The sequence below is a fragment of the Polaribacter sp. 11A2H genome (genome assembly GCF_011379025.1).
Lineage (GTDB): Bacteria > Bacteroidota > Bacteroidia > Flavobacteriales > Flavobacteriaceae > Polaribacter.
In genome coordinates this window covers 424,194-448,520 of the sequence record NZ_WTLD01000001.1, presented here as the reverse complement: position 1 = coordinate 448,520, position 24,327 = coordinate 424,194, and the positions used below count along the sequence as shown (strand labels likewise).

The 24,327-nt window shown below is 31.1% G+C and carries 13 protein-coding genes and 1 pseudogene; 1 reads left to right on the top strand and 13 read right to left on the bottom strand.

Annotated features, from left to right (window positions below; translation table 11 throughout):
* Nucleotides 1-10 precede the first annotated feature (10 nt).
* From GQS58_RS01950 to GQS58_RS01900, 11 genes and pseudogenes are all read right to left on the bottom strand, one after another.
* Nucleotides 11-1,459 (bottom strand): glycoside hydrolase family 30 protein, encoded by a 1,449-nt coding sequence (locus GQS58_RS01950; protein ID WP_410524700.1) that lies wholly within the window; start codon nucleotides 1,457-1,459, stop codon nucleotides 11-13.
* Nucleotides 1,460-1,512: 53 nt separating this feature from the next.
* Nucleotides 1,513-2,787 carry a glycosyl hydrolase family 17 protein gene (locus tag GQS58_RS01945; RefSeq protein ID WP_166382291.1) on the bottom strand — a complete coding sequence of 425 codons (1,275 nt, stop codon included), beginning with the start codon at nucleotides 2,785-2,787 and terminating at the stop codon, nucleotides 1,513-1,515.
* A gap of 160 nt (nucleotides 2,788-2,947) precedes the next feature.
* Nucleotides 2,948-4,561: a glycoside hydrolase family 30 protein gene (locus tag GQS58_RS01940; protein WP_166382289.1), complete on the bottom strand. Its 1,614-nt coding sequence runs from the start codon at nucleotides 4,559-4,561 to the stop codon at nucleotides 2,948-2,950.
* Nucleotides 4,562-4,655: 94 nt separating this feature from the next.
* Nucleotides 4,656-8,114, bottom strand: a complete 3,459-nt coding sequence (locus GQS58_RS01935; RefSeq protein ID WP_166382287.1) for a hypothetical protein — start codon at nucleotides 8,112-8,114, stop codon at nucleotides 4,656-4,658.
* Nucleotides 8,115-8,258: 144 nt separating this feature from the next.
* Complete coding sequence (locus GQS58_RS01930; protein WP_166382285.1) at nucleotides 8,259-9,518, bottom strand: glycoside hydrolase family 2 TIM barrel-domain containing protein; 1,260 nt, start codon at nucleotides 9,516-9,518, stop codon at nucleotides 8,259-8,261.
* Between the two features lie 106 nt (nucleotides 9,519-9,624).
* Nucleotides 9,625-11,304, bottom strand: coding sequence for a family 16 glycosylhydrolase (locus tag GQS58_RS01925; RefSeq protein ID WP_166382283.1), 1,680 nt, complete (start codon nucleotides 11,302-11,304; stop codon nucleotides 9,625-9,627).
* A 10-nt stretch (nucleotides 11,305-11,314) separates the two neighbouring features.
* Entirely contained in the window at nucleotides 11,315-13,336 is a 2,022-nt protein-coding gene (locus GQS58_RS01920; protein ID WP_166382281.1) for a PKD domain protein, read from the bottom strand.
* A 5-nt stretch (nucleotides 13,337-13,341) separates the two neighbouring features.
* Nucleotides 13,342-14,784, bottom strand: a complete 1,443-nt coding sequence (locus GQS58_RS01915) for a RagB/SusD family nutrient uptake outer membrane protein (protein WP_240914548.1) — start codon at nucleotides 14,782-14,784, stop codon at nucleotides 13,342-13,344.
* Nucleotides 14,785-14,836: 52 nt separating this feature from the next.
* Nucleotides 14,837-17,839, bottom strand: a complete 3,003-nt coding sequence (locus GQS58_RS01910; RefSeq protein WP_166382277.1) for a SusC/RagA family TonB-linked outer membrane protein — start codon at nucleotides 17,837-17,839, stop codon at nucleotides 14,837-14,839.
* 222 nt (nucleotides 17,840-18,061) lie between these two features.
* On the bottom strand, nucleotides 18,062-20,839 hold the full coding sequence (locus GQS58_RS01905; protein WP_166382275.1) for a triple tyrosine motif-containing protein: 2,778 nt from the start codon (nucleotides 20,837-20,839) through the stop codon (nucleotides 18,062-18,064).
* A gap of 218 nt (nucleotides 20,840-21,057) precedes the next feature.
* A pseudogene (locus GQS58_RS01900) lies at nucleotides 21,058-21,162 on the bottom strand (gluconate 5-dehydrogenase); the annotation flags it as partial.
* Nucleotides 21,163-21,201: 39 nt separating this feature from the next.
* Here GQS58_RS01900 and GQS58_RS01895 point away from each other — a divergent pair.
* The gene (locus GQS58_RS01895; RefSeq protein ID WP_166382273.1) at nucleotides 21,202-21,561 is read left to right on the top strand and encodes a hypothetical protein; all 360 of its coding nucleotides are present in this window, start codon (nucleotides 21,202-21,204) and stop codon (nucleotides 21,559-21,561) included.
* 9 nt (nucleotides 21,562-21,570) lie between these two features.
* Here the strand turns inward: GQS58_RS01895 and manA are convergent, their stop codons facing one another.
* Both manA and GQS58_RS01885 read right to left on the bottom strand, forming a co-directional pair.
* Complete coding sequence (gene manA / locus GQS58_RS01890) at nucleotides 21,571-22,788, bottom strand: mannose-6-phosphate isomerase, class I (RefSeq protein ID WP_166382271.1); 1,218 nt, start codon at nucleotides 22,786-22,788, stop codon at nucleotides 21,571-21,573.
* A 234-nt stretch (nucleotides 22,789-23,022) separates the two neighbouring features.
* A complete protein-coding gene (locus tag GQS58_RS01885; RefSeq protein ID WP_166382269.1) occupies nucleotides 23,023-24,186 on the bottom strand; it encodes a response regulator in 1,164 nt (387 codons plus the stop codon).
* Between the last annotated feature and the right edge of the window lie 141 nt (nucleotides 24,187-24,327).

Genomic DNA, 24,327 nt, shown 5'->3' with positions numbered 1-24,327 from the left:
AATTTAGATTTTATTTAGTTGCTATCATTATTGTTTGCAGTGCTTGAGCATCAATATTAATTACTGTTTCTTTTTCTCCTAAAAGAACTTTGAAACTTTTCTTCGTTTTTCCTTCATTAAAAACAACCACAGCTATAGAACCATCTGGGTTTTGAGCTGCCGTAACTTGTAATTCTTTATCAGAATTGTTTACCTCAATTACTTTTGCTTCTGGTCTAATGTATTTACTAAAATGTGCCATGGTGTAATACAATGGTGTAAAATAAACTTCATCTTTTTCAGGATCTACAATTACCGGAGCTACACACCAGTTTTCAAACCAGTTTGGTCCTCCTTTTGTATCTAAAACCATGTTCCAATCTACCCAACCGTCTACCCAGTTATTAAGACAACCAATAATATCTCTTGCATATCTGTTTACTGGTGCATATTTTGGATGTAAATATTTATTTTCTGGTTCTCTCCAGTCATATCCCCAATCTGTTGCTTCTTTTTTCCAATACCAAGCATCGTCTTGCCAAACAGGTATTTCAGAATCGATACATCCTTCTGTTTCAATTAAGTATTTTTCTGGTGCTTTATTATGTGCATATTGTAACGCTTCTGGGAAAACTTCATAGGTACTTTCATACCAATGAATTGCAGTTCCATCAAAATATTTAGAAGCACTTTCACTTCTATACATTTCATCTACCCATTCTTTTAAGCCTTCTCTATTTTGATCGTAGCCTAAAATAATTTTATCACCATAACCATCTTTTTCTAATTTTGGACCTAAATGGAACTCAACAAAATCGGTCATTTCTTTTGGAGTAAAGTGCATACTCTCCCAATTATCTCCATTTCCGTGTGGCTCATTTTCTACTGTAAACCCCCAAATATCGATTCCTTCTGCTTGGTAAGCATCTATATATTTAGAAAAGAACAATGCCCAAGTATCATAATATTTTGGTAATAATTTTCCTCCAACCCATTTGTTATTATACTTCATCCACGGAGCTGCTGTCCAAGGTGAAGCAAATATTTTAAATCCGTCTTTAGACGCTTTCATGGCATCTTTTATCATCGGAATTAAATCATCCATATCCTCTTTTATTGTAAAATTCTCTAAATTAACATCACCTTCTACTGGCGAATATGAATACTGACTTAAAGAAAAATCACAAGAATTCATGTGGGTTCTTGTTAACGAATAATTTGCGCCTTCTTCTGAGAAATACGCTTGTATAATCGTATCTCTGTTTTTCTGACTCAATTTATTTAATAAATAAGCCGATGATTCTGTAAAAGCACCTCCGAAACCTGTAATGGTTTGAAAGGTTTTATCTGGATTTAATGTGATTGTAGCTGCATTTTCAGCAGGAGTAAAATCAGTGATTTTAGTTAGTTTATTTCCTGCTTCTGAAGTTTCATAAACATCTACAGATAATTTATGTTCCTTCTGGTTACAACTAATCATTATGACTAAAAATAGTGTGTAAAAAAAATAGTTCGTTTTCATTGTTGTTATTTTTATCTTTTATACTCTGTGTTCGGAACCAAAACATCGTTCATTAATGCTTCTTTATTTCCATTATATGTTTTTGTAATTGACTTACCTCCTCTTGTTAAACCTTTAAAAACACCTTTATCTACCAAATTCCAAAGTGAATATTTAGCTTCTCCTTTTAGGTTGATTAAACCAAAGTGATTTTCAGATCCATTTGAGTTATTTGCATCTTTCCATTGTTCATCAAAAGCTTCAAAATAGAAACAAGAAATTCCTTCTTTATGCGTCCATTCTCTTAAATGTTGATAATACAAACCTTGCTTATATTCATCTGTAGCTCTAGAACCATTTATACCATAATGTCCGCTAGAAATAGTTGCCCACCCAGTTTCACCAATATGAATCGTTTTGGTAGCATCTATACTTTTTACATAACTTACAACATCACTATATTGTTTTTTAGCAAACGTAAAAGCACGCAACATGGCATTGTCTACCTTTTCTTTGTCTGATAAACTTTTTTCATTTTCAAGAACTTTCCAAAATTCTGGATTATAGTGAGAATTATGATATGCATACGTGTGCATAGAAACATAATCGACCGCTTTAATTAAATCTTCTAAGTCTTTGGTATGATAAACAGGATCTCCGCCTCCCCAAGAAGCAAAATCATCTGAACTTGTAATCCAAACATCTTTAGACAATGCGCCGTTTTTCTTTAAATTTTGAAGATGATTTACCCATTTTAAAATTACATTCGGTTGCACAAAATAACTTGCCGCCCATTTTACCATCGCTTCATTACCCACTGCAATTACTTTTACAATGTCTGGATATTTGTTTGCCAACGCTACTGCTCTTGCAATTTCTCCTTCATTCTGATCACTTTCAATATCATGATTTGGTTCTTTGTCCGTCCAAGCATTTAAACAATCTATCCAAGCCCCCAACATTACATACATTTCAAAATCTACATCCTCTTTTTTAAGTTGATGAATGGCTTCTAAAACATTCGCTGCATGTGGTAATTCTTGTTGAACATTGTAAGTTCTTAAAACCTTAATACCCATTGCCGAAAGAATTTTTAAATCTTCTTTCAACTCTTTAATTGTAGGCTGATTTTCTCTTGATTGCTCTCTATAACCTCCATAAGAAATGGCTAAATACTCTGGATTTCCTAAAATATGTTCTGCTGTTATCGCTACCTTTTTCTCTTCTTTTAACTTCACTTTAGAATTACAACTAATGCAAAAAGTCAAAACAATAATTGCAAAGAAAATTTTAATAATTGAATTCATATTTTTGATAATTAAATACTGTTTACACATCAAGATGTATAACCTTGAATATATTTATTTAGAATACCGATTTGTATAAGAAACATAGTATTTGAATTGACACTATATTTCAGTTTTACACTTAGCCTAGTCTACTTTTAAGCATACGTTTTGATTTTTTTTACTTATTACGTAAATGAATCGTTTGAACAGCTCTAGGTGCTATTTCCGTTGTAAAAGTCTTAGTTTCTAAAACAATCGATACTTCATGAGCTTCTTCATTTTGGTTAAAAACAACCACAGCAATAGAACCATCTGTATTTTTTGCAGCTGTATATATTACCCCATCTACTGCTTTACCTTTTACACCGATTCTGTGTGCATCTGGGCGAATAAACTTACTAAAATGACTCAATAAATAATATAAAGGCGTATAAATAACTTCGTCAGTAACAGGATTGATAAGTACTGGTGCGCTATTAAAATTATCGTAAGGATTTGGTTGTCCTTTATTACTAAGAATGCTACACCACTCAATATATCCTTGAGTTCCGTGGTTTAAATCTGTAATAATATCGTTTGCATACGTTTCGAAAGGCACAAAAGTACCTGCATAATCTGTACTTGATCTCCAATATTGACCAATTGGATCATTGGCATCAATATCTATACTAGATTCGGTATGAATCATCCCTTTGTTTGGCCAATTCCTCTGTAATTCTGCTAATTCTTTTGCATACCAATTATTCTCTTTTAACTCTGAATTTGTATACCAATGAAAAGCAGTTCCCCAAGCATATTTAGATGCTTCTGGATCTTCATACGTTTTTGCAACATAGTCATTCATTGTAGACTTATTATGGTCATAAATCAATACGTGTAATCCTGCATCTAAATCATCAAGATTAAGATGACCATCTTTAACCAATTGAGGCCCCAAATGATCTCTCAAAAAGTCTCTCCCTTGTTCTGGCGTAAATCCATTACTATCCCATTGTGCATCATGCGCATGTAATGGTTCATTCTGTGGCGTAAGTCCCCAAAGAGTAATACCTTGTTCTTTATATGCAGTTACATATTTAGACATATATTCAGCCCAAAGCCCATAATATTCCGGTAGTAAACTACCATTAGTCATTTTAGCAGTTTCTCCTGCTTTCATCCAAGATGGAGGACTCCAAGGTGAAGCAATAATCTTAAAATCTGCACCAGGAATACTAGCTGCTTCTAAAATCATTGGAATAAGATCATAGTTTGGATCTATCAATTCAATGCCACGTACCTGATCGTTTTCTTCTCCAGAAAATCCTTTCATATCTTCATGGATACTAAAAGTTGAAAGATCTTCATCTCCCTCTTCTACATAAGTGTAATGATTGTTTGAATAATCACTACTGTTAATGTGCGTTCGTGTAAGCGTAAATCCAGCACCTTCTGTTGGACTAAAAAGTTTGGCTAAAACTTTTTTACGAGAATCGACTGGTATGGTAGCTAAATTCCATGCTGAAGATTCAGTAAAAGAAGCACCAAAACCATAATACTTTTGATATTCTTCATTAGGAAAAAGCTGTAATGTTACTTTTTTTACTTCTGTAACAGGTGTTTTAACTTCATCACTTGATAGTAATTTAAGGTTGTCACCAGCTTGTGATGTTTGATAAACATCTGACACATAATTTTCATAAGCACTTTTTGGTGAGCAGCTAACAAAAATTATGGATATAAACAAAAACCATAACCCGCCAATGTTTAGAATATCAGATTGCTTATTCATTTTTCCAGTATAATTTTTCATTTTCCTTTTGATATCAAATATGTTCATTCCTTACTATATTTTACGAATACTCCACCAACTGTAAAGCAAAAACCTTACAGCTGAGTTGTATTATTTACTTTTTTACTGAAACCTCTATGTGATCTATTTCTCCTGTTCTTTCGAACATCATTTTAGAAATAGCACTGTTAAGAGTTAAGCTTTCTGAGTTTTCTTGTTCCCCATTCACAAAAAAGATGGTGACACTTTCTTTACCTGTATTTTTATAAATAACAGGCACTTGACAATACGTAAAACAAAGCGAATCTTTTTCTAAATCAATCAATTTCACTTCTTTGTTAATTGCTGTATATTTAAAAGTTTTAGGAGTTTCTACAAACTCACTTTCTTTTAACAACCTTGGATTAAAATTGATTTTTCCTTCCTTTACAAAAACACCTAACTCACCTATTCTACTTAAAACATCTTCTTTAACCTGACCAGTCATTCCTGGTTGCTGTGCTCCTTTTCCGCCTGGTGTATGAGAATATGGATCTGTAGGAAATGCACCATATAATTTTGGTGATTTGTGTACTCCAATTCCTGCCTGAATTTCATAATAATGATCTAATAGCGCACCAATAAGAACCTCATCTTCATTATTTTTTATTGCTAACAAGCAATTTTCTTGCACTGCTAACAACAATTTAGAAACCATGTGCCAGTATATAGAACCTAACCCTTCATAGCCAAAAAATGTTCCTGAACGACCTGTAAATGCTTTGTGGTTAAAAACCTCTTCGAAAATAGTTGCTAATAATTGTCCTTCTTTTTCAACTAAATCAGCGTATGCTTCTGGTAAATCCTCAAAAGTTGCTTTTAAACTATTTGCATTGTTAAAATTGGCATTGAAATGATAGGTACCCAAAACATCTTTGTTAATGATTTGCGTATTGTTATCAGCAATTAATTTTAATAACAATTCAGAGTTTTCTACCGAAGATTTCGGAATTATATTCTTTTCATCAAAACGAGCTAATTCTTTATTCGGATATAAAATATAACTGTATTGATCTTCTCTAAACAGCGCACTTGCTTTCATTCCGTCTAAAACTTTTAAAGCTTCTTTTGACGATAAATAGCCAGCACTTAAAACAGCAACTTGCCCTTCTAACATTTCAGACAAATAAGAAACAGACACTTCTGTATCGTTTTCAATTGTCATTAAATTATAAGAATGATATAAATTATCTGTACGTTTATTTGCTTTTATGGTATGATCTAAATACTCTTTTGTAATGGTAAAAAAGTCTAAAAGAGCTGCTTTTTTAAGAATAATTTTATCACTAGAAAATCCGTTTTCATAAATTGAAGTTCTAAATTTACTTCCAGCTTCACCTAAACCATCTAAAACAGTTTTTCTTTCTGCATCAGAAAATTTTCTTGATAAAATATTTTTATTTTGATTAAAAGTAGTTATAACTTCATTAAAAAATGTTGCTAATTCTGAAGAAATAGCAACTTCTTCTGCTGTTGATTTTACAACTACTTTTTCGAAGAAATTAATAAAACGATTTAGGTAATTTAACGTTACCATAGAAACACCGTTACCAACCAAAGCGTTGTTTGCGTCATTCCATTCTGGTCTTTGAGTGTTCATCCAAATTCCGCCTTCAGGAATAAAATTAGAGACTTTTGCTAAAACGGTAGCTAATAATTTCTCGATTAAATTTACTTTATAAATAAAGTAGTTTTCATCTCTTAGTAAAGCACCATCAGCACCTAAACGTTCTCTTCTTTGTTCTATATTTTCTTGTTCTTCAAAATCAAAATCAATAGTATCTTTTGGATTTTTTAAAATATCTTCATATTTCTTAATTCTATAAGGCACATTTGCATAGACAAAAATAGCTTCAGAAAAACGTTTTTCTAATTGATTTGGATAATGGTTTTCTATAAATTCTAAGAATTTTAATAAGTAAATTATCTGATGATCACCCCAATATCCAATATAAGACCAAGGGTCATTTTCTTCAATCGTTTCCCAATCAAAACCATCTTTTGTAACTCTGTACGGATTGTAGCCATCAAAAGTAGTTGCATTCAAAAACTTATGAATCATACTTTCTATAAACTCTGGATACGAATGCGCTAGAGTTTCCCAATTCTGGAAAATATCTCGCCAATTCCCTTCATAATCTAAAATTTTAGAACCATCAATTTCATTTTTTGTATTGATAGAAAACTTATTCCAAGGTCTACTTGGGTCTCCATGTCTTCTACTAAATTTTAATGGTAAATATTCAAAACAAAGTCTTTTAAAGTTTTTATCTTCATCTTTCTCTGCAATATTTAGAATAATATCTAATGTAAATAAATCTGGTAATGCATTTAAAAGGTCTTCTTTTAGTTTTAGAACTTTTTTATTTGCCTTACTAATATATTTTATAAAATCTTCTTTTTCAATTTTATAATCATCATCAAAAGTACCACCTCTCATTAAATTGAAAAGCGTATTTGCAAAATGTCTTGTGTTTACCAAAGCATCATCGGTTACTTGTAAACCATCTGCTGCGCCAGTTAAAGCAATTAAGTTTTTTGTACCTAACTCAATATCTTTAGTAATACTTTCTAATAAATTTTCATCTTCTTTTATTGCTTTAGAAACTTTTTGAATATCACCAATTGTTTGATTTACGTTTGCAATAAAACGCCACTCTTTTGTTTCATTTGCTTCTAAAGCGATATCAGAACTAATAAAATAAGCTCCTTTTTCTGCTTTTATAGCTACCTCTTGTTGTAATTCTAGACCTCTTCTAAAATTATCTAATTGTAATGATGACAATAAATACGTAGGATTTTCGATCCCTAAAGACCAAACAATATTTGCTTTTAAAGCTTCACTTGGTTCTGCTTTATCAACAATAATTGCACTTAAAGCATAAACACCTAAACCAACTTCTTTTTGTAATTCGCTCTTTTTATAGGCGTCTACTAAATTACTATAAGAGTTTTGCAAATCTGTAGTTACATCTGAAGGAATAATATTTTGCAAACCATCTAAAAAAGTAACTTCAATTTTTTCTGGTGAATTATTAATTAAAGTCGATTTTTTTACAAACCCAAATTGATCAGAAGAACTCCATTGATATCTAAAAGTGATTCCTAAGTCTTCATTAATTTCTTCGAAAATCACTTTATTACCAAAACTGTTTTTATATAAGTTTTGTTTTGTTTGATATAAACCTATCTGTCTTTGAGAAAAAGGTTCCCAAACATACGTTTTGTCATTTTTAGTAACTTGAAAAATAGATTTACTCCCTGTTATATCTGCAGACTCTGTAATTTTATCATCTGTATAATAAGGAAAAAGTGAATACTCACTATTTTTTCTTCCTGCAGACAAACCTCCATTACTAGAAATAAACATCCAATGGTTAGAGTCTGAAACAATACTCATAAAAAAAGGTCTCATTTCATTACTATTCGAAATTTTATAATACACTTCATTTTCGAAGTTCATCATTTCTCCTTTTACCTCTTGCGTTTTAAACGCTGCTTTATTATTTCCTAAAAAAATAGTCTTTTTTGTCATCAAAATTATTTTTTGAACCTCTTATAATTCATTTAAAGAGGTTGTTATTTATTGATTCCACAAGGTACTTTTCAACCTTGTAGAATTTTATATTATATAATTACAGGTTTCGAACCCCTGCAAGAAGAAGCGCTTGAAGCTTCGTTAAAATTTTATTTCTTTAAAATGCTCCGAAATTAAATCGGTTGTCATTCCTTTTGCATATGGATTTAATTCATGTGCTTTTTGTAAAGCAAAATAAGCTGCCCTAGGTGATAATGTGTAAAAACCATTTTTATCTGTTAATCCTTTTGCACAGATACCAAACCATTCTTCATTCATGTTATTTGCTCCTTTTTCATAATCTATTCCATAGCCTGCATTAGACCAAGAAGCATGATTATCATGAATATTTAAGCTTGTCGTTTGGCCATTTTTCCACCAGCCATCACTAAATTGAAACGTAAAACCTCCAATAGCATTTTCTGCTTTTCCTAAACCCGCCACATTTTCATAAATCTCTTTCCAATTTTCTACCATATAATAGGCTTGCATTTTTTGATCTTCTTTCTGGGTAATTGAGTTAAAAGCATCTGCTCCAAATTCTGTGAATAATACGGGCATGTCTAATGTGTTTTTTACTTTTTCAAAAGCGTTTCCAAAAGACTTTCCTCTATACATATTAGTTCCATAAATATCTACGTCTGTACATTCTTCTGCAATAATATCTATATATAAATCGTCTCCATTACAAATAGCAACAGGATGGTTTACATCTATATTTTTCATTATAACAGCTGCTTCATTCATTAATCGATACATTGCTCTACCTCTTAACTCTCCTATTTCTTTCTTTTCATTTTCTCCTTCAGGAAAATCTTCTGTTTCCGATCCTGCCCAAAAAAGTCCGAAGTTATTTTCATTCCCTAAAAGAAATAATAATAAACCCGGTGTATCTTTATAAGTTGCGGCCATTTCACCAACTTCTTTTAATAAGCTCTGTTGTGTATCTGCATTTCTGTAATCTGTTTCTGGTTCCCAGTTGCCATTTATAGCAACTCCGTATCTACCAAAAGAGTGGTTTAACATGGTATAAATGCCATAATTTTCATAGATATAAGTAATCCATTCTGGCTGAATTCCTCTATAGACACGAATTGTATTAACGCCCATTTCTTTCAGCAAAGTCATTTCTGAATCTAATGCCGTTTTTATAAACGCTTCTGGTTGTTCCCACAAACTATAAGCGAAATTTGTACCAACCGGAAAATAATCCCAATTCATTCCATTAATTATAAAATCTTCTCCATTTACAACTAATTTCATTCCTTGTTCATTCTTTAAAACAGCAACTTTATCTGTCTTATTATCACAAGAGTTTAAAGTAAAAAAAAGTAGGATTATTGGTAAGAAAATGTATTTCATAAATATCAACTTTAATACGTAAGTTTTTAATGTATCATCAAACTAAAGAGAAGAAAAAATAAGGCCAGCCATAAAAAACTGACCTTATTAAATAAACCAAAAAATATTATTGATACACTTTTACATAATCTATTTCCATGGTATCTTCTGTAAATGTATCTGCTACATCTCCACCAAGAGTACCTCCAACGGCTACATTAAGAATTAAAAAGAAATCTGCATTAAATGGCAATGTTTCACTGTTTGTCATTTCATAAAACATAACATCATCTAAATAAATTTTAACAGACTCTTCTGTCCATTCCATACTGTAAACATGAAACTCTGAAGCTGCATTAGAAATCGCAGTAGTTTCACCATAGCTTGCATTAGAAGAACTAGCATCATCAAACCAATGTAAAGTTCCTAAAGAGGTGTTTTTATCATCTCCTGTTTGCTCCATAATGTCAATTTCTCCACATTGTGGCCAACCAACAGTTGGAAAGTTAGAACCCAACATCCAAATTGCTGGCCAAGTTCCTGCCGCAGCCGGTAACTTCGCTTTTACCTCAACTCTACCATATTTAAATTGATACAATCCTTGAGATTTTAATCTTGCAGAAGTATAACCATCACTTCCATCAGCTTTAGCTGTAATAATTAAAGAACCACCTTCTACCTTCACATTTTCTTCAGCTTCTGTATAAGTTTGTAATTCTCCATTACCCCAACCACCTGCACCTAAATCATAGGTCCAATTTGCAGCATTAGGAGCTCCATCTGTATTAAAATCATCTTCCCAAACTAACTCATTAAAAGTATAATTTGGAGTAGTTGCGCCTTCTACAGGTTTTGTTGATGTAAATCTATGATACCAAGCAGCACCACTTCCTGAAGCAGAATTTTCTATAATTCTAACAATCATTTCATCATTAGTAATCGAAATAATATCATAAGTACTAGCACCTACATACCATCCCATAAAACCTCCATCAGAAATTTCAAATTCAGTACCTCTATATGATGCGTTGTTATAAGTCCCTTCTGTTCCTGCTTTAGATGTTGATGGTCCAAAAGCAACTGTTTTCACACCAAACATTGTCGTTGCTACCGTTTCATCATAACATTGATCTCCATCTACACCTATTAAATCTCCATAAGTACCAGGTATAAAAGCTGGTCCAACTGTTTGCTCAAAAGTAAGTCCGTTTGCAGTTCTTGTAAACACAAACTCATTATCATACATACAAGATTTTTCATCATCCCAAGCCTTAATTCCATTCCACCAAGCCTCATATGCAAACTCTCCATTCCCATAGTCATCTGTAGCTGGTCCCATACCTACATGTACAGCAACATCTGCTTGCCAATACCATTTTTTACTATCACCTACATTAGCACCACTTAAAAAGTTTTCTGCCTCCACATCAGAAAAAGAACTATAAACTTCTACATCTATTGTTTTTGTTGATGAAACGCCACCTGTACCATTTGCTTTTACAACAACGGTATATAAATTTACACCTACTTTAGAAAACCTTTTTGTTAAGATCCCTGAAGGTGAAGCTTGTGCAACTCCATCAAAATAATATATAAAAGATGAAGCATTGGCAGCTGTTGCAATTAAATTTACAGAACCACTTCCGTCACCGTAAGGATTACTAGCATCTACACCTACAACTTCTGCAGTTATTACGATGTCTGTTGGAGAAACAATTTCTCCGAATTCGTGCTCATTCTCTTGACAACCGTAAAGAACTGTCATTAAAGAAAATAAGATTATATAAATATTTTTAAGTTTTTTCATAATCATTATTTTAAAATTGTGATATATCGTCTAGATAAATAGTATAATTAGCAGAACCATCTCCTTCTGTACCATTATCCATTATTAAAACTAGGTTTGTAAAGTCTACAGTAGTACTTATTCCAGAAAAATCAAACGTTAACTCTTCCCAAGCATTCGCTGTGGTTGTAGTTGCTGTAATTTCTGCTGAAGCCACGGTATTTGGCCACGGAGTAGCATCTTCAAATTTTAATAATACATCTAAACCTGCTCTTGGAGACCAAACTTTAACTTTTACACTTGTTCCGTTAGTAAAACTAAACGGAGTTGGAACCGTTATTTTAGATCCTGCCCAAAGTTGACCTGCATTTTTTACAATTTGTGCAACCATTGCAGATGCGTTTCCGTTTGTGTCTGGATTTGCAATTACAGAAATTGCACCACCATCAAAAGAACTTAATATAAACTCTGGTTCGAAATCTAAAACAGGACTTGTAGAAATATCATCTACATAAATAGTAAAATCAGATGATCCATCTCCTTCCGTACCGTTGTCCATTATTAAAACTAGATTATTAAAATCTACACTAGTACTTATTCCAGAAAAATCAAACGTTAACTCTTCCCAAGCATTCGCTACCGTTGTAGTTGCTGTAATTTCTGCTGAAGACACAGTATTAGGCCATGGAGTAGCATCTTCAAATTTTAACAATAAATCTAAACCTACTCTTGGAGACCAAACTTTAGCAGTAATTGTTGTATTAGAAACATCAAATGTTGACGAAATTGTAATTTTAGATCCTGCCCAAAGCTGACCTGCATTTTTTACAAGTTCTAAAACTGAAGAAGATGAATTTCCATTTGCATCTGGATTTGCAATAACGGAAGCAGATCCACCATCAAAAGAACTTAATTCATAATCTGTTTCAAAAGTTAATGGAGTTACACCAGTAACTGGCGCTGAACTCGCTTTGTAAAAATAAAGATTGTCTATAAACACAGACCCCGAACCTTCAAACTTGAATTGGTGAATATCATCTACTGATAAACCTTGCTCTGTAAATGCTGAAATAGGAATGTTAATCGTTGTCCAAGCATCTTTTGTTAATGCTCTTTTTATCATTTTCTCTCCGCTTGCAACACTAATTAAATAGGTATCTAATTCTGTAGCATCTGCAGTCCAAACATCTAAATGAAGAAACTCCATACCAGAAATATCTTGTGTTTCACCAATTTGAATTCCTTGATAGTTTAAATTACTATACTGAATCATAGCATCACCATTTAACTCAAAAGGAGTATAAACAGTTGTTTGGCTCCAATTCGGGTTAAAATCTGTACCTGCAACATCTGTATAGGTATCACTAAAAATAGAAATAACATCTGCAGCGTCTCTTGCTGGTTGTGTATTTGCTGATTTTAAAGGTGCTAAAATAGCAGTAACTTCAAACTCACCGGTATATTCTGTTGTTTCAATTGCACCACCTTTAGCTATTACTTTTACATTGTAAGTACCTGCTGTAGCGTATTGATAATTTATGACATCTCCAATATTAGCTGATGCTGCTGGTTGAGCTACATCTGCTTCTCCTGAATAAAAATCGTAAGTAGCTGCAAAATCTGCTTTCGCAGTAATATTTAATTGTTTAGAGATTGCAATATCATTTTCTATAGTAACTTCTAAATTTTCTGGAGCTTTAAAAGAAACGACTAATTCTTGTATTGCTTCTGCTGTATCTCCTTTAGAATTATAGGCTATAACTTTTACATTATAAGTACCTTCTGCATAAGTATATTGCGCCATTTTACCAGCTTCCACTCCTTTTTCTTCTGCAGATGCATCTCCAAAATACACATCGAACATGGTTGCTCCAACCGCAGTTGGTAAAATAGTAACCAAACCAGAATTATCTTGCGATAAATTATAACTAGCAGCAACATTAGATGGAGGTGCTACATTATCTAAGAAGTCTAAAGATCTATCTTCTTCTGAACAAGCATTAATAATCAAAAGTAGTATTAATGCTTTGTATATTATTTTTAATTTCTTCATAATTATTAGTATTTATCGTTTTGTTTCCAATTTCCTTGTGAAAATTGTATTTCTTCAATCGGAATTGGAAAAACCTCATTTTTACCCGTTGTAAAACCTGGTATTTGAGCCCCTCTACCTGTTCTTACCAAGTCGAAAAATTGATGACCTTCTCCTACTAATTCTACTCTACGCTCTTTATAAATTGCAGCTGTTAAGTTAGAACCAGTTGTAACAATATTATGATCTGCATCACCAAAAGCTCTTTCTCTCACTCTATTTAAATACGTTTTAGCTTTAGCATCATCTGCTGATGGTTTTCTATTATTAGCTTCTGCTGCCATTAATAAAACATCTGCAAAACGAATAGCTCTATAATTATTAGGGTTTGTTAAGTTTAAGTCTCCTGCTGCTTCTTCACTTCTTTTTCTAGGAAGATATTTTCTATTAAAATAACCTGTATGCTCATAACCTGTAGTGAATTTTGCTCCAGTTGAAGCTGCCCATGCATCAATATCTAAAATAGCAACCTCTTTTCTGTTATCTCCATCTTCAAATTCATCTACCACTTCTTGAGTTGGTACATTAAAACTAAATCCTGAAGTAAATAAACTCCCTTCATATCCTCTTACACCCTGATAACCAACAGCAACATTACCTTCACTACACTGTAAACAATCGAAACTTGCACCTTGTGTATCTGTATATTGCACTTCAAAAACAGCACCTGTACCATTTTCTCCGTCAAATTCAAAAATTTTATCATAATCAGATTCTAAAACATATCCTCCGTTATTAATTACATTTTCTAAAACGCTTGCAGCTTCATCAAATTTATCTTGATATAAATAAACTTTTCCTAATAATGCCTGAGCTGAACCTTTTGTTGCTCTACCAACTTGAGGCGCTGTATACGTCATGTTTGCAATTGCATATTCTAAATCTGCTTCAATTAAAGCATATACATCTGCTTTTGGCGATCTTAGTATTGTTTTTTCATCACCCAAAACAAAACGACCGTCTGCTTTAATAGGAATGTCTCCAAACCATTTTACCAATTCAAAATTATAATACGCTCTTAAGAAATAAGCTTCCGCAAGAATTACATTTTTACCTGTAAAGTCGGTTTTATCTTTAAATTCTATTATATAAGCGGCTCTATTAACACCTCCATACATTAGGCTCCAAAGGTCTTGAAGTTGATCGTTAACAGGAGTATGCGTCATATCATCTATTTGCTGATATCCAGGAACATCTGTAGCTGTTTCTCCACCACACAAAGTATTGTTAGAAGCTATTTCTCCCATTAATACATTTCTAAATGTAGATTGTAAAGGGTCATAAGCTGCTACCAAAGCATTGTAATAATCTGTTTCTGAATTGAAAAAAGATTCAGAATCTTCCGCGTAAATTTTAGAATTATTTAAATAGTCATCAGAACAAGCACTTAAAAGAAGTAAACTTGCCATAAAGATGAATCCTAATTTTATTATTTGATTGTAATTTCTCATCTTTTATTTTTTAAAATTCAACATTTAAACCTAACAAAAACTGTCTAGCAGATGGATAGTTACCAGAATCGATACCTGCACCAATTGCTCCGCCATTAATAGAAGGATCGTAACCAGTGTAGTCTGTTAGCGTAAATAAGTTATTGATAGAAGTATATAACCTTAATTTAGACAGCCCTACTTTTTCTAATAAACCTGGCGCAAAAGTGTATCCTATTTGTATATTTTGCATACGTAAAAAAGAAGCATCTTCTACAAAGAAATCTGAAAACAGTCTGTTGTTTGTAGCATCATTAGTTAACCTAGGTACCGAGTTGCTTGTTCCTGAACCTGTCCATCTATCTAAGTAATAAGCGGGTTTATTCACATTTGGTAAAAAACGTTCAAAATTTCTAACCATGTCTTTTCCTAGCTCTGCATATAAATAAGAAGTGAAATCCCAGTTTTTATATTTTGCAGACACATTGAATCCCATATAAAAATCTGCTTGTGGATTACCAATATTAACACGATCATCAAAGTCTATAACACCATCGTTATTTGTATCTTTATATCTGATATCTCCGGGAGAAGTAACACTTGCTCCTAGCCCTGTTTGCGAAGGATGTGCATCTACTTCTGCTTGCGTTTGGAAAATTCCATCTGTTTGTAAGCCTAAGAAATAACCAATTGGTTGTCCTACTTCCATTCTTGATATAGGAAGGTTACCGATTCCAAAATCACCTCCTTCTACAATAGCGTCGTCTAAAACGTCTGTTACTTTGTTTTTAACATAGGTAACATTGTATCCAAAATTTAGAGAAAAATCTTCTTTAGAAATAGCATTGTAGTTAATTGCCAATTCTCCACCTGTATTTTTAGAAGTACCTGCATTTACTGTTGGGTTTTCCCCTCCTGCTGCGCCTGAACCTAACAAACCAGAAACTGGAAAGTTTTCAATTAGTAAATCCTTTCTTGTTTCTTCAAAATAATCTGCAACAATAGTCAGTTTATCATCAAATAGATTCATATCTAAACCAATGTCTAATTTTTCTGCGGTTTCCCAAGTTGCTGATGGATTAGACAAAGCACCTTGTGCAGTACCATCTACTAAGCTACCATTAAACACATACTCACCTTCACCATCTAATAAAGATCTGTATAAGTTATCCCCAACTAAGTTTCCTAAAGTACCGTAACTTGCTCTTAATTTTAAAAAGTTAATCGTTTTATTATCTTTTAAGAAGTTTTCATCAGAAATTTTCCAACCTGTAGTTACAGACCAAAAATTATCTACTCTTTGATCTTCTGCAAAAACAGAAGCACCGTCTCTTCTAATTAATCCAGAAAATAAATATTTCCCTTTATAATCATACTGAGCTCTACCAAAGAAAGAGGTTAACCTAATATCTCCATTACCTGTATTTAAACTTCTTTGTTCACTTTGCGAATTTGTTAAACTAATATCTGCAAATTCATAAGAGTTATTAGGCACATCAAATCCGGTAGCGTAAATACCATCAAATAAATCGTTCTGTACACTTGTACCTGCTGTAAAAGTAGTATTATGATTTTCTGCAAACGTTTTCTGATAGGTTGCAAATGTTTCCCAATTTACTCTTGTAGAAGTTGCTTTAAACTGATAAACAGAACTTTGTGTTTTATTATATACTTTACTAGAACCATAGTTTTGAATAGGTGTAAATGTGCGTTGCTTTTCGTTATAAATCTTATAACCCACACGCGACACTATATTTAAACCTTCTATTGGCTTGTATTCTAATTTAAAGTTTCCTTCAATTCCATTACCGTTATTTTCACCAAATGTGTTGTTTAATAATGATAAAGGATTTACAACTTCAATTCCTAAAAAGTTATTTGTATCCTCTTCATTTACTCCAAAAGTAGGAGCATAATTTAAACCATTAAATAAAAGCGATTCATCAAAACCTTGTGAAGCACTCGTATAGTAGTTTGCTATTACAGAAAAATTTAATTTTTCACTAATATCTACACCTAAGTTTAACTTGATGTTATTTCTAATAAAATTAGATTTTTCTTTGGCAATAATACCATCTTGCTCGGTACGTGATGCACTAATAAAATATCTAAAACTTTCTCCACCACCAGATAAACTAATATTATGATTCATTAACATAGCATCATTAAAAAGCTCATCTTGCCAGTTGGTACCTTGTCCTAGTTGACTTACATTACTAAAAGGTAATGTTTGCCCACTTGCTGCGTACGCTTCATTTAAAACCAATGCATATTCCGTTGCGTTTAAATAGTCTAACTTTTTAGTAGTTTGTTGAAAAGCAGCGTAAGAGTCGTATTTTACAGTTGCTTTTTTATTTTTCTTACCAATTTTAGTAGTTACCAAAACAACTCCATTAGCTCCTTTTATACCATAAATGGCAGCCTGGGCATCTTTTAATACAGTTATAGATTCAATATCATTTGGATTGATACTATTTAAATCACCTTCATAACCGTCTACAATAGTTAATGGCTGGTTGTTAGTATTAGAACTAACCCCTCTAATTAAAATATTTACTTTTGCACCAGGTGCTCCAGACGAAAGATTTACAGCAACACCAGAAGTTGTTCCTTGCAATGCACTTGTTGCATCAATAGGTTTTAATGCTTCTAAAGTTTTCTCACCTACTATAGATACAGAACCTGTAACATCTTTTCTTTTTTGTTTACCATAACCAACAACAACAATTTCATCTAAAGCCTCTGCAGACTCTTCTAAAGAAACATTTAAAGTTTGTTGATTTACCACAACTTCTTTTGCAGCATATCCTAAATAATTAAATACAAAAGTTGCTCCTTCCTCCACTTTGGCAAAACTATAAAGTCCATCAAAATCTGTTTCAGTTCCAACTGTTGTTCCTTTAATTAATATACTTACTCCCGGCAATGGATCACCCGTTTTAGCATCTTTAACAACACCCTTTACTGCTATAGTTTGCGCAGAAGCACAAAAACCTATAAGTAAAAGGAGTAATAATGTGATTTGTTTTCTCATGAATAAGGTATTTATTATTTTGATTATAAAATTATAGTTAAATTATAGTTAAATGACAAAAACAGCCACAACAAAAAACATACATCACAAATAAAATGGCAAAAAAATGCTGAATCCTTAATAAACACAAGGCTTACAGAATGTATGAAATATTAACCCAAAACATGTTTATATTACCCTTGTATAGGTGTTGTATTGGTAAAAAAAAGTAATGTTTGGGTATTAAATCTCCAAAATGTAGTTTGTTAAGTTCTCATCATGAGGTAAACCCATTTTTTTTCTTAATCGGTATCTTTTAACTTCAACACTTCTAGGAGAAATGTTTAATAAAGGAGCTATTTCTTTAGAAGATAGGTTTAGCCTTAGATAAGCACAAAGTCTTAAATCGTTTGGTGTTAAACTTGTATGTTTGTCCTTTACCTTTTTTAGAAAGTTTTTATCAGCATTGTTAAATGCTTCTTGAAACATTTTCCAATCATCTGTATTGTTTAAGTTCTTATCAATAATCTTAACTACTTTTGAGATATCTTTATTCTCACTGTTTGCCAATTCAGTTTTAATAGTATTTAAAAAATCATTCTTCTTTATAATATTCATTGTAGAACTTGCCAACTCTCTGCTTTTACTCTCTATATCTACTCTTAACTTATCATTATTAAGTTTCATTATTATTTGAGCACTTTCTAATTCTTTTAGCTTTAATTCTTTTTGAGCTTTCTCTAATAGAGATTTACTTTTAAGTTTATACCTTCTTCTATAATAAATATTTATCAAAACAATAATGAATAAAACAGCTATTACATAAAATACGATGTATAGATTACTTAAATAAAAAGGGCGTTCGATAGAAAAGTTAAAAGACTTGATGTTTGCTATCTGATTTCCATATTTTCCTCTTACCTGAAAAATATAGTTTCCATAAGGTAGGTTCTCATATAATTGAGATGAATTCTCCGTCCAATCGGACCAGTTGTTAGACAGTCCTTCTAATCTATATTGATATTCGTTTTTTATCATTTTATCATACTTAGAAATACTATATGAAAATTCTATATTGTTGTGCTTATTCTCTAACACTGGTGCTTCCACCAACGAAAGGCCAGTTTTTACACCATCAATCTTATTTACAAGTACATGTTGAAGGGAAATGGTTACGTTCTTTTCTTTTTTTACAAGAGCATCATTTAATAGTAAATACCCATGAGAAGTACCTATTAAATAATTGTCTGCACTAATTTGTGTTAAGTTCTCGAAACCTAAAACATTATTTCTGATACTACCAGCAATAGGAATTGCTTTTACTTGCGGGCTTAAACTAATACTATTAGAGGTTATAAGAAGTATATTATTATTAGAAAAGCTATACAACGTGTTCTTTTGTTCCTCTAATTTTCTTATCGTTGTAATACTCTCTAAATCATTTATTTTTTTTGAAAATAAAGAATCTACTTTAAAACTACCATCAGTTTGTTTTTTATATATTCCTACTGAAGATGAGTAGAATAAATCATTACCAAAAGAAAAAACATTAGACCCATACCCTATTTGAGGAATATTTATTTTCTTTTTTTTGAGTACTTTAGTATAGTTTTCATCAATTTCTAGTTCATAGAACCCTTTCAACTCATGATTTACATATAATTTATCGTTATAAAACTCATAAAACCGACTAGAAATATCAAATCCATCAATTTTATTTTTAAACTGCCAGCTCCTATTATCCTTTTCTAAAATAGATAAACCGTCATAACCACCTTGAATAAGAATATCCTTATTGTTTGGTACTTCTTTTATATTCCAAGTACCAAGTTCTTTAGTTATAGCACTTATTATCTTTTTATTTTTAATAATAAACGTTCCTTTATCATGTCCACAGAAAAGATTTCCTTCAATTTCTTTCAAAAACCAAACTTGGCCTTCTGTATTTTCAATTAACTTAAATTTTAAATTTTTATCTTTAAAAAATAATCCCTGATTAGTCCCCAAATAAAGTTGATTATCAAAAAACAAAGAAGTATAAATAGTTCCTAAAGCGCCATCTTCATCTTCAAAAATTTTAAATGCTGATGATACATTTAAGTAATTTATACCGTTATCTAAACCAACCCAAATATTATGAGAATTGTCTTGAAATAAAGAAAGTGCTGTATTGTTACTTAATCCTTTTTTTCGATTTATATTAGACGTAATTTCCCCATTTTCACTCAGAAAAATAATACCTTTAGAAATTGTACCAAGCAAGAAACTTTTATCCTCTAATTGAATAGCACTAAAAATTAAAAAACTGTGTTTATTTAAATCCGTTTTTAGTTGTGTAACACCTGTTTCCTTTACCGTAACAAAACCTTTTTCTTTTGATAAAAAAAGCAATTCTTTATTATGATAAAAACAATTAATAATTTTATTATCCTTAAAAAAAGCATCGTTTGAGAAAATTTTTTCTTCTCCATTTTGGACAGTAAATAAACCTACATTCTTTTTTTGAAAAAAAATGGTATTATTTGACACAAAAAGTCCAGAAATAATTTCTTTAGATTCTATTATTTTAACCTCTTTAGAAACAGTATTCACAAAATAAATTCTTGTATTGGATTTAAAAAGAATCCAATTTTGATAAAATTTGACATCCCAGAATTCTTCTCCTTCTTTTAATTTTATTGATAACTTTTCTACTAATGAGCTGTATTCTAATTGTCCTTTTTCATTTTTTTTCCAAAAGCCAAAATCCATAAAAGAACCTGAATAAATTATTTTGTCTTTAACTTTTACAGATCTTAAAATGGGGTTTGAAATGTGCGTATATAGTTGCCACTGTTCTCCATTATATTCGAGAAGCCCACCATTATTAGCTACATATATTAAATTGTCTTCAGACTGCGCTATTCCCCAATTCTGATTTTGACCTTTATAATCTTCTGCTGTAAATATTTTTATTGGCGGTAATTCTTGAGCACTACTAACAACATTAATAAAAAAAATAAAAAATAAAAGTCTATACATAACTTGTTACAATGTGTTTGGTTACTAAATTACATTAAATATCATTAAACAAGACTAAATTTAATAACTTGTATGGTTTTTGTTTTGATTGCAAACCTCAACAATAAATAATATAGCAAACTAATTCCCTTTACCTCACCTATATATTGGTGTTAAAAATAATTTTATTTTTTAAGCCTTTTATATCTTTATGGGTTAATTAATAAACTGTATTATCTTTACTCTTTTATCAATGGTTTTCCTATGGTTGCCAAAATTCCACCATCAATATATAAAATATGTCCGTTTACAAAATTGCTTACTTTAGATGATAGGAAAATAGCTTATTATTGTAAACTTAAAAGTCTAAACCTTTCAAAAAAATGACAATTCAAGATTTAGTTGGCACATATTCTATTATTGGTAGCAACCAAGATGCTAATCAAAATTCGTATAAAGGAGAGCTATACCTAACTTTAGATGAAAATGACAGAATTGTTGCCAAATGGAATATTAGTGACTCTCAAGAACAAACAGGAATCGGTTTCTTTAAGAATAACATTCTAGTTATCAACTTTAAATATGTTGGGTTTGAAGATGCAATTTATAAGGGAATGGTAGTTTATAAATGTCTAAATAAAGATATTTTAGAAGGTTTTTGGTCTGAAGAAGCAGGAGATCCTAAATTCTTGGGATCAGAAAATTGTTTTAGAGTAAAAAACTCTAAAACAATTTTAAATTAATTTGAAATTTTATTTTGGTACACTTGCCTTATAAATTTCTACCTCAGAATTTGTAGTAATTTTATACGTTGTATTTGCTTTTATAAGTACAGACTGCCCTTTATTTAAAGAGATAGATTCTTTATTTTGAGAAACAGTAGCAGCTCCTTTTAAAGCCATTAATATTTCTACAGAATTAGAAGTTGATGCATGAGATACCGTTTCTGTCAATTCAATTTTACTTAGTTCAAAATCTCTAGCTTTCGTTTTAAAAACAACTTCTCCGTTTGCTATATTTTCATCACCAAGTAAGATATTAGGAATCGTTTCTTCGAATTTTGTATTTTTAATAAGCTCATCAACATCTATATGTTTACTAGTTAATCCGGCTCTTAAAACATTGTCTGAATTTGCCATTAACTCCATATTTACACCTTCTAAATACGCATGTGGTACACCTGCATCTTGAAAAACAGCTTCTCCTCTACTTAAATTTAAAATATTAAAAAAGTAAATAGAAAAAATTCCTTTATCAATATCTTCAGAATCTGTATTGTTTAATGATTTGGCTGCCCAATATGCTGGCGATGATTTCTCTAATTCATTATTTACAAATTTTGGGAGAATTCTTTTAACCAAAGGTCTCAAAATTGTATTTACTTCTTCTTGCGAATATTCCATCACTTTTTTATAAAGTCCTAAATATCCTTCTTCTAAAAAAGTATTTAATAAGAAACTTAACTCCAGCGTTTCTTTTAAATTTTTTACTAATTTTTCTTGTTCTAAAAAACCATGTAATAACCAAAAATCTGTTAAAGCCACCATTATTTCAGGCTTGTGATTTTCATCTTTATAGTTTCTATTACTTGCCGTTAACGGAATTCCTTGTTCGTTCTCTTTTTTGTAGCCTATTTTTGCCGCAGCAATACTAGGGTGTACTTGTATAGAAAGCATTTTACTTACATCTAAAACTTTAAATAAATAAGGTAATTTACCAAAATCCTTTGCAACATCTTCCCCTAAATTTTCTGTTATATTTTGATCTAAAAATAGCTCTAGTGAAACACTTCCGGTATCTGTAATTACTGTTGATGGTGCTTTTAAATGCGCTCCTAACCAATATTCTGCATAGGTAGTATTTGCTTCAATTTTTTCTGAAACTAAATTAGGAATAAAACTGTCTCCTCCCCAATCATAATTTTGCACTTTCCCTTCTATTCTAAATAATCTATTTTCTAAGTCTTTCATCTTTTTTACTCCTAATAATTTTATCAAATTAAAACCTGATAGTTTGCGTAAAAATATTCATTTTTTTTTAATTCGGAAGTTAATCAGTTTCTATAGTTTCTAAAAAATTTAATTTTATCTAGAAAATTCACCTAAACAATAAAACTCAAACTAAAAAGTTTGAGTTTTATTTGTAATTTTTTTGAAACACGAATAATCTTCTTTCGAAAAATTACAATTACTCTTTTCTATATACTAATTTTTAATAGTCTTTTTTTTTCCTTTTCTATAAAACCAAGCTATTTGACCTAATTGCCCTACAATTTTAACAGAATCTTTCATAGATAGTTTAGATCCATCTGCATGAATCCATCTTTTTAAAGGCTGCTCACATAGCATTTCTTTTGCTTTATCTAAACCATAATAAAGCGTAATTCTTCTAAAAATTTCAACATCAAAAATCCATTGTGTTACAAATTTTTCTCCAAAAGAAACATCAATAACGTCTTTATGGAAAATTTTTGCACCACATTGAGTATCTTTAAAATCCATAGAAAGTATTTTTCTAATAATATAATTAATCGTTAAACTAATAACCTTTCTCGCAGATTCTTTAGTTATATCTGCTCCCATTCTACTAATTCTAGAGCCACTAACAATCTTATAATTAGAGTTTTCTATGGTTGAAACTAAATCATCAAAATCTGCTAAATCTGTAGATAAATCTGCATCTAAAAAACCAATATAATCTAAATCATCTTGCTTAGCCATATGCAACATTCCTTGCCTTACTGCTTCTGCCTTACCTCCATTTTTTTCACAATCATATACTGTAATAAAGTCTTCTCTTCCTTTTCTTAAATCATTTAAAACTTGTAGCGTATTATCTTTACTTCCATCATTTACAAAGCACAAATGATAACCAGAATTTTTTATAATAAAGTCTGTAAATTCTTTACTTAAAAGTCTTTTTTCTTCATCATAACAAGGAATAACAACTCCAACGCATCTTTGCTGAATTAATACATTATTAAACTTTTTCTCTTTATTATCTATATCTGGCGCACCAATTAATCTTTTTGTTCTTGCACAAACTTCTTGCAAACTTAAAGGCTTTTTCATATAATCATTTGCACCTAATTCAAAACCCTGTGTAATCATTTCATCATCTGTATTACCAGATAAAATCATAATTGGTATTTCAGATTTTTTTACTTCTCTAATATGTCTTACAATTTCTAATCCAGAAATGGTTGGCATGTTAATATCTACGATAACTAAATCTGGCTTAAAAGAATTAAATAATTCAATTCCTTTTACTCCATCAGTTTCTGTAATTACATCATAACCTAATTCTTTTAATCTAACTTCTAGAGGGATTAAAACTAATTTTTGATCATCTATCGCTAATATTTTCATGTTTGGGAGTTTTTTATTTCTTAATTACATAACAAAAGTACTTTAGTACTACTAAATTTTATTAATTTTCACTTTAACAGCAAATTAACATGGATGAAAGGTAGTTTACTTTAGACAAATAAAAAAAAAACTATCCTTAAA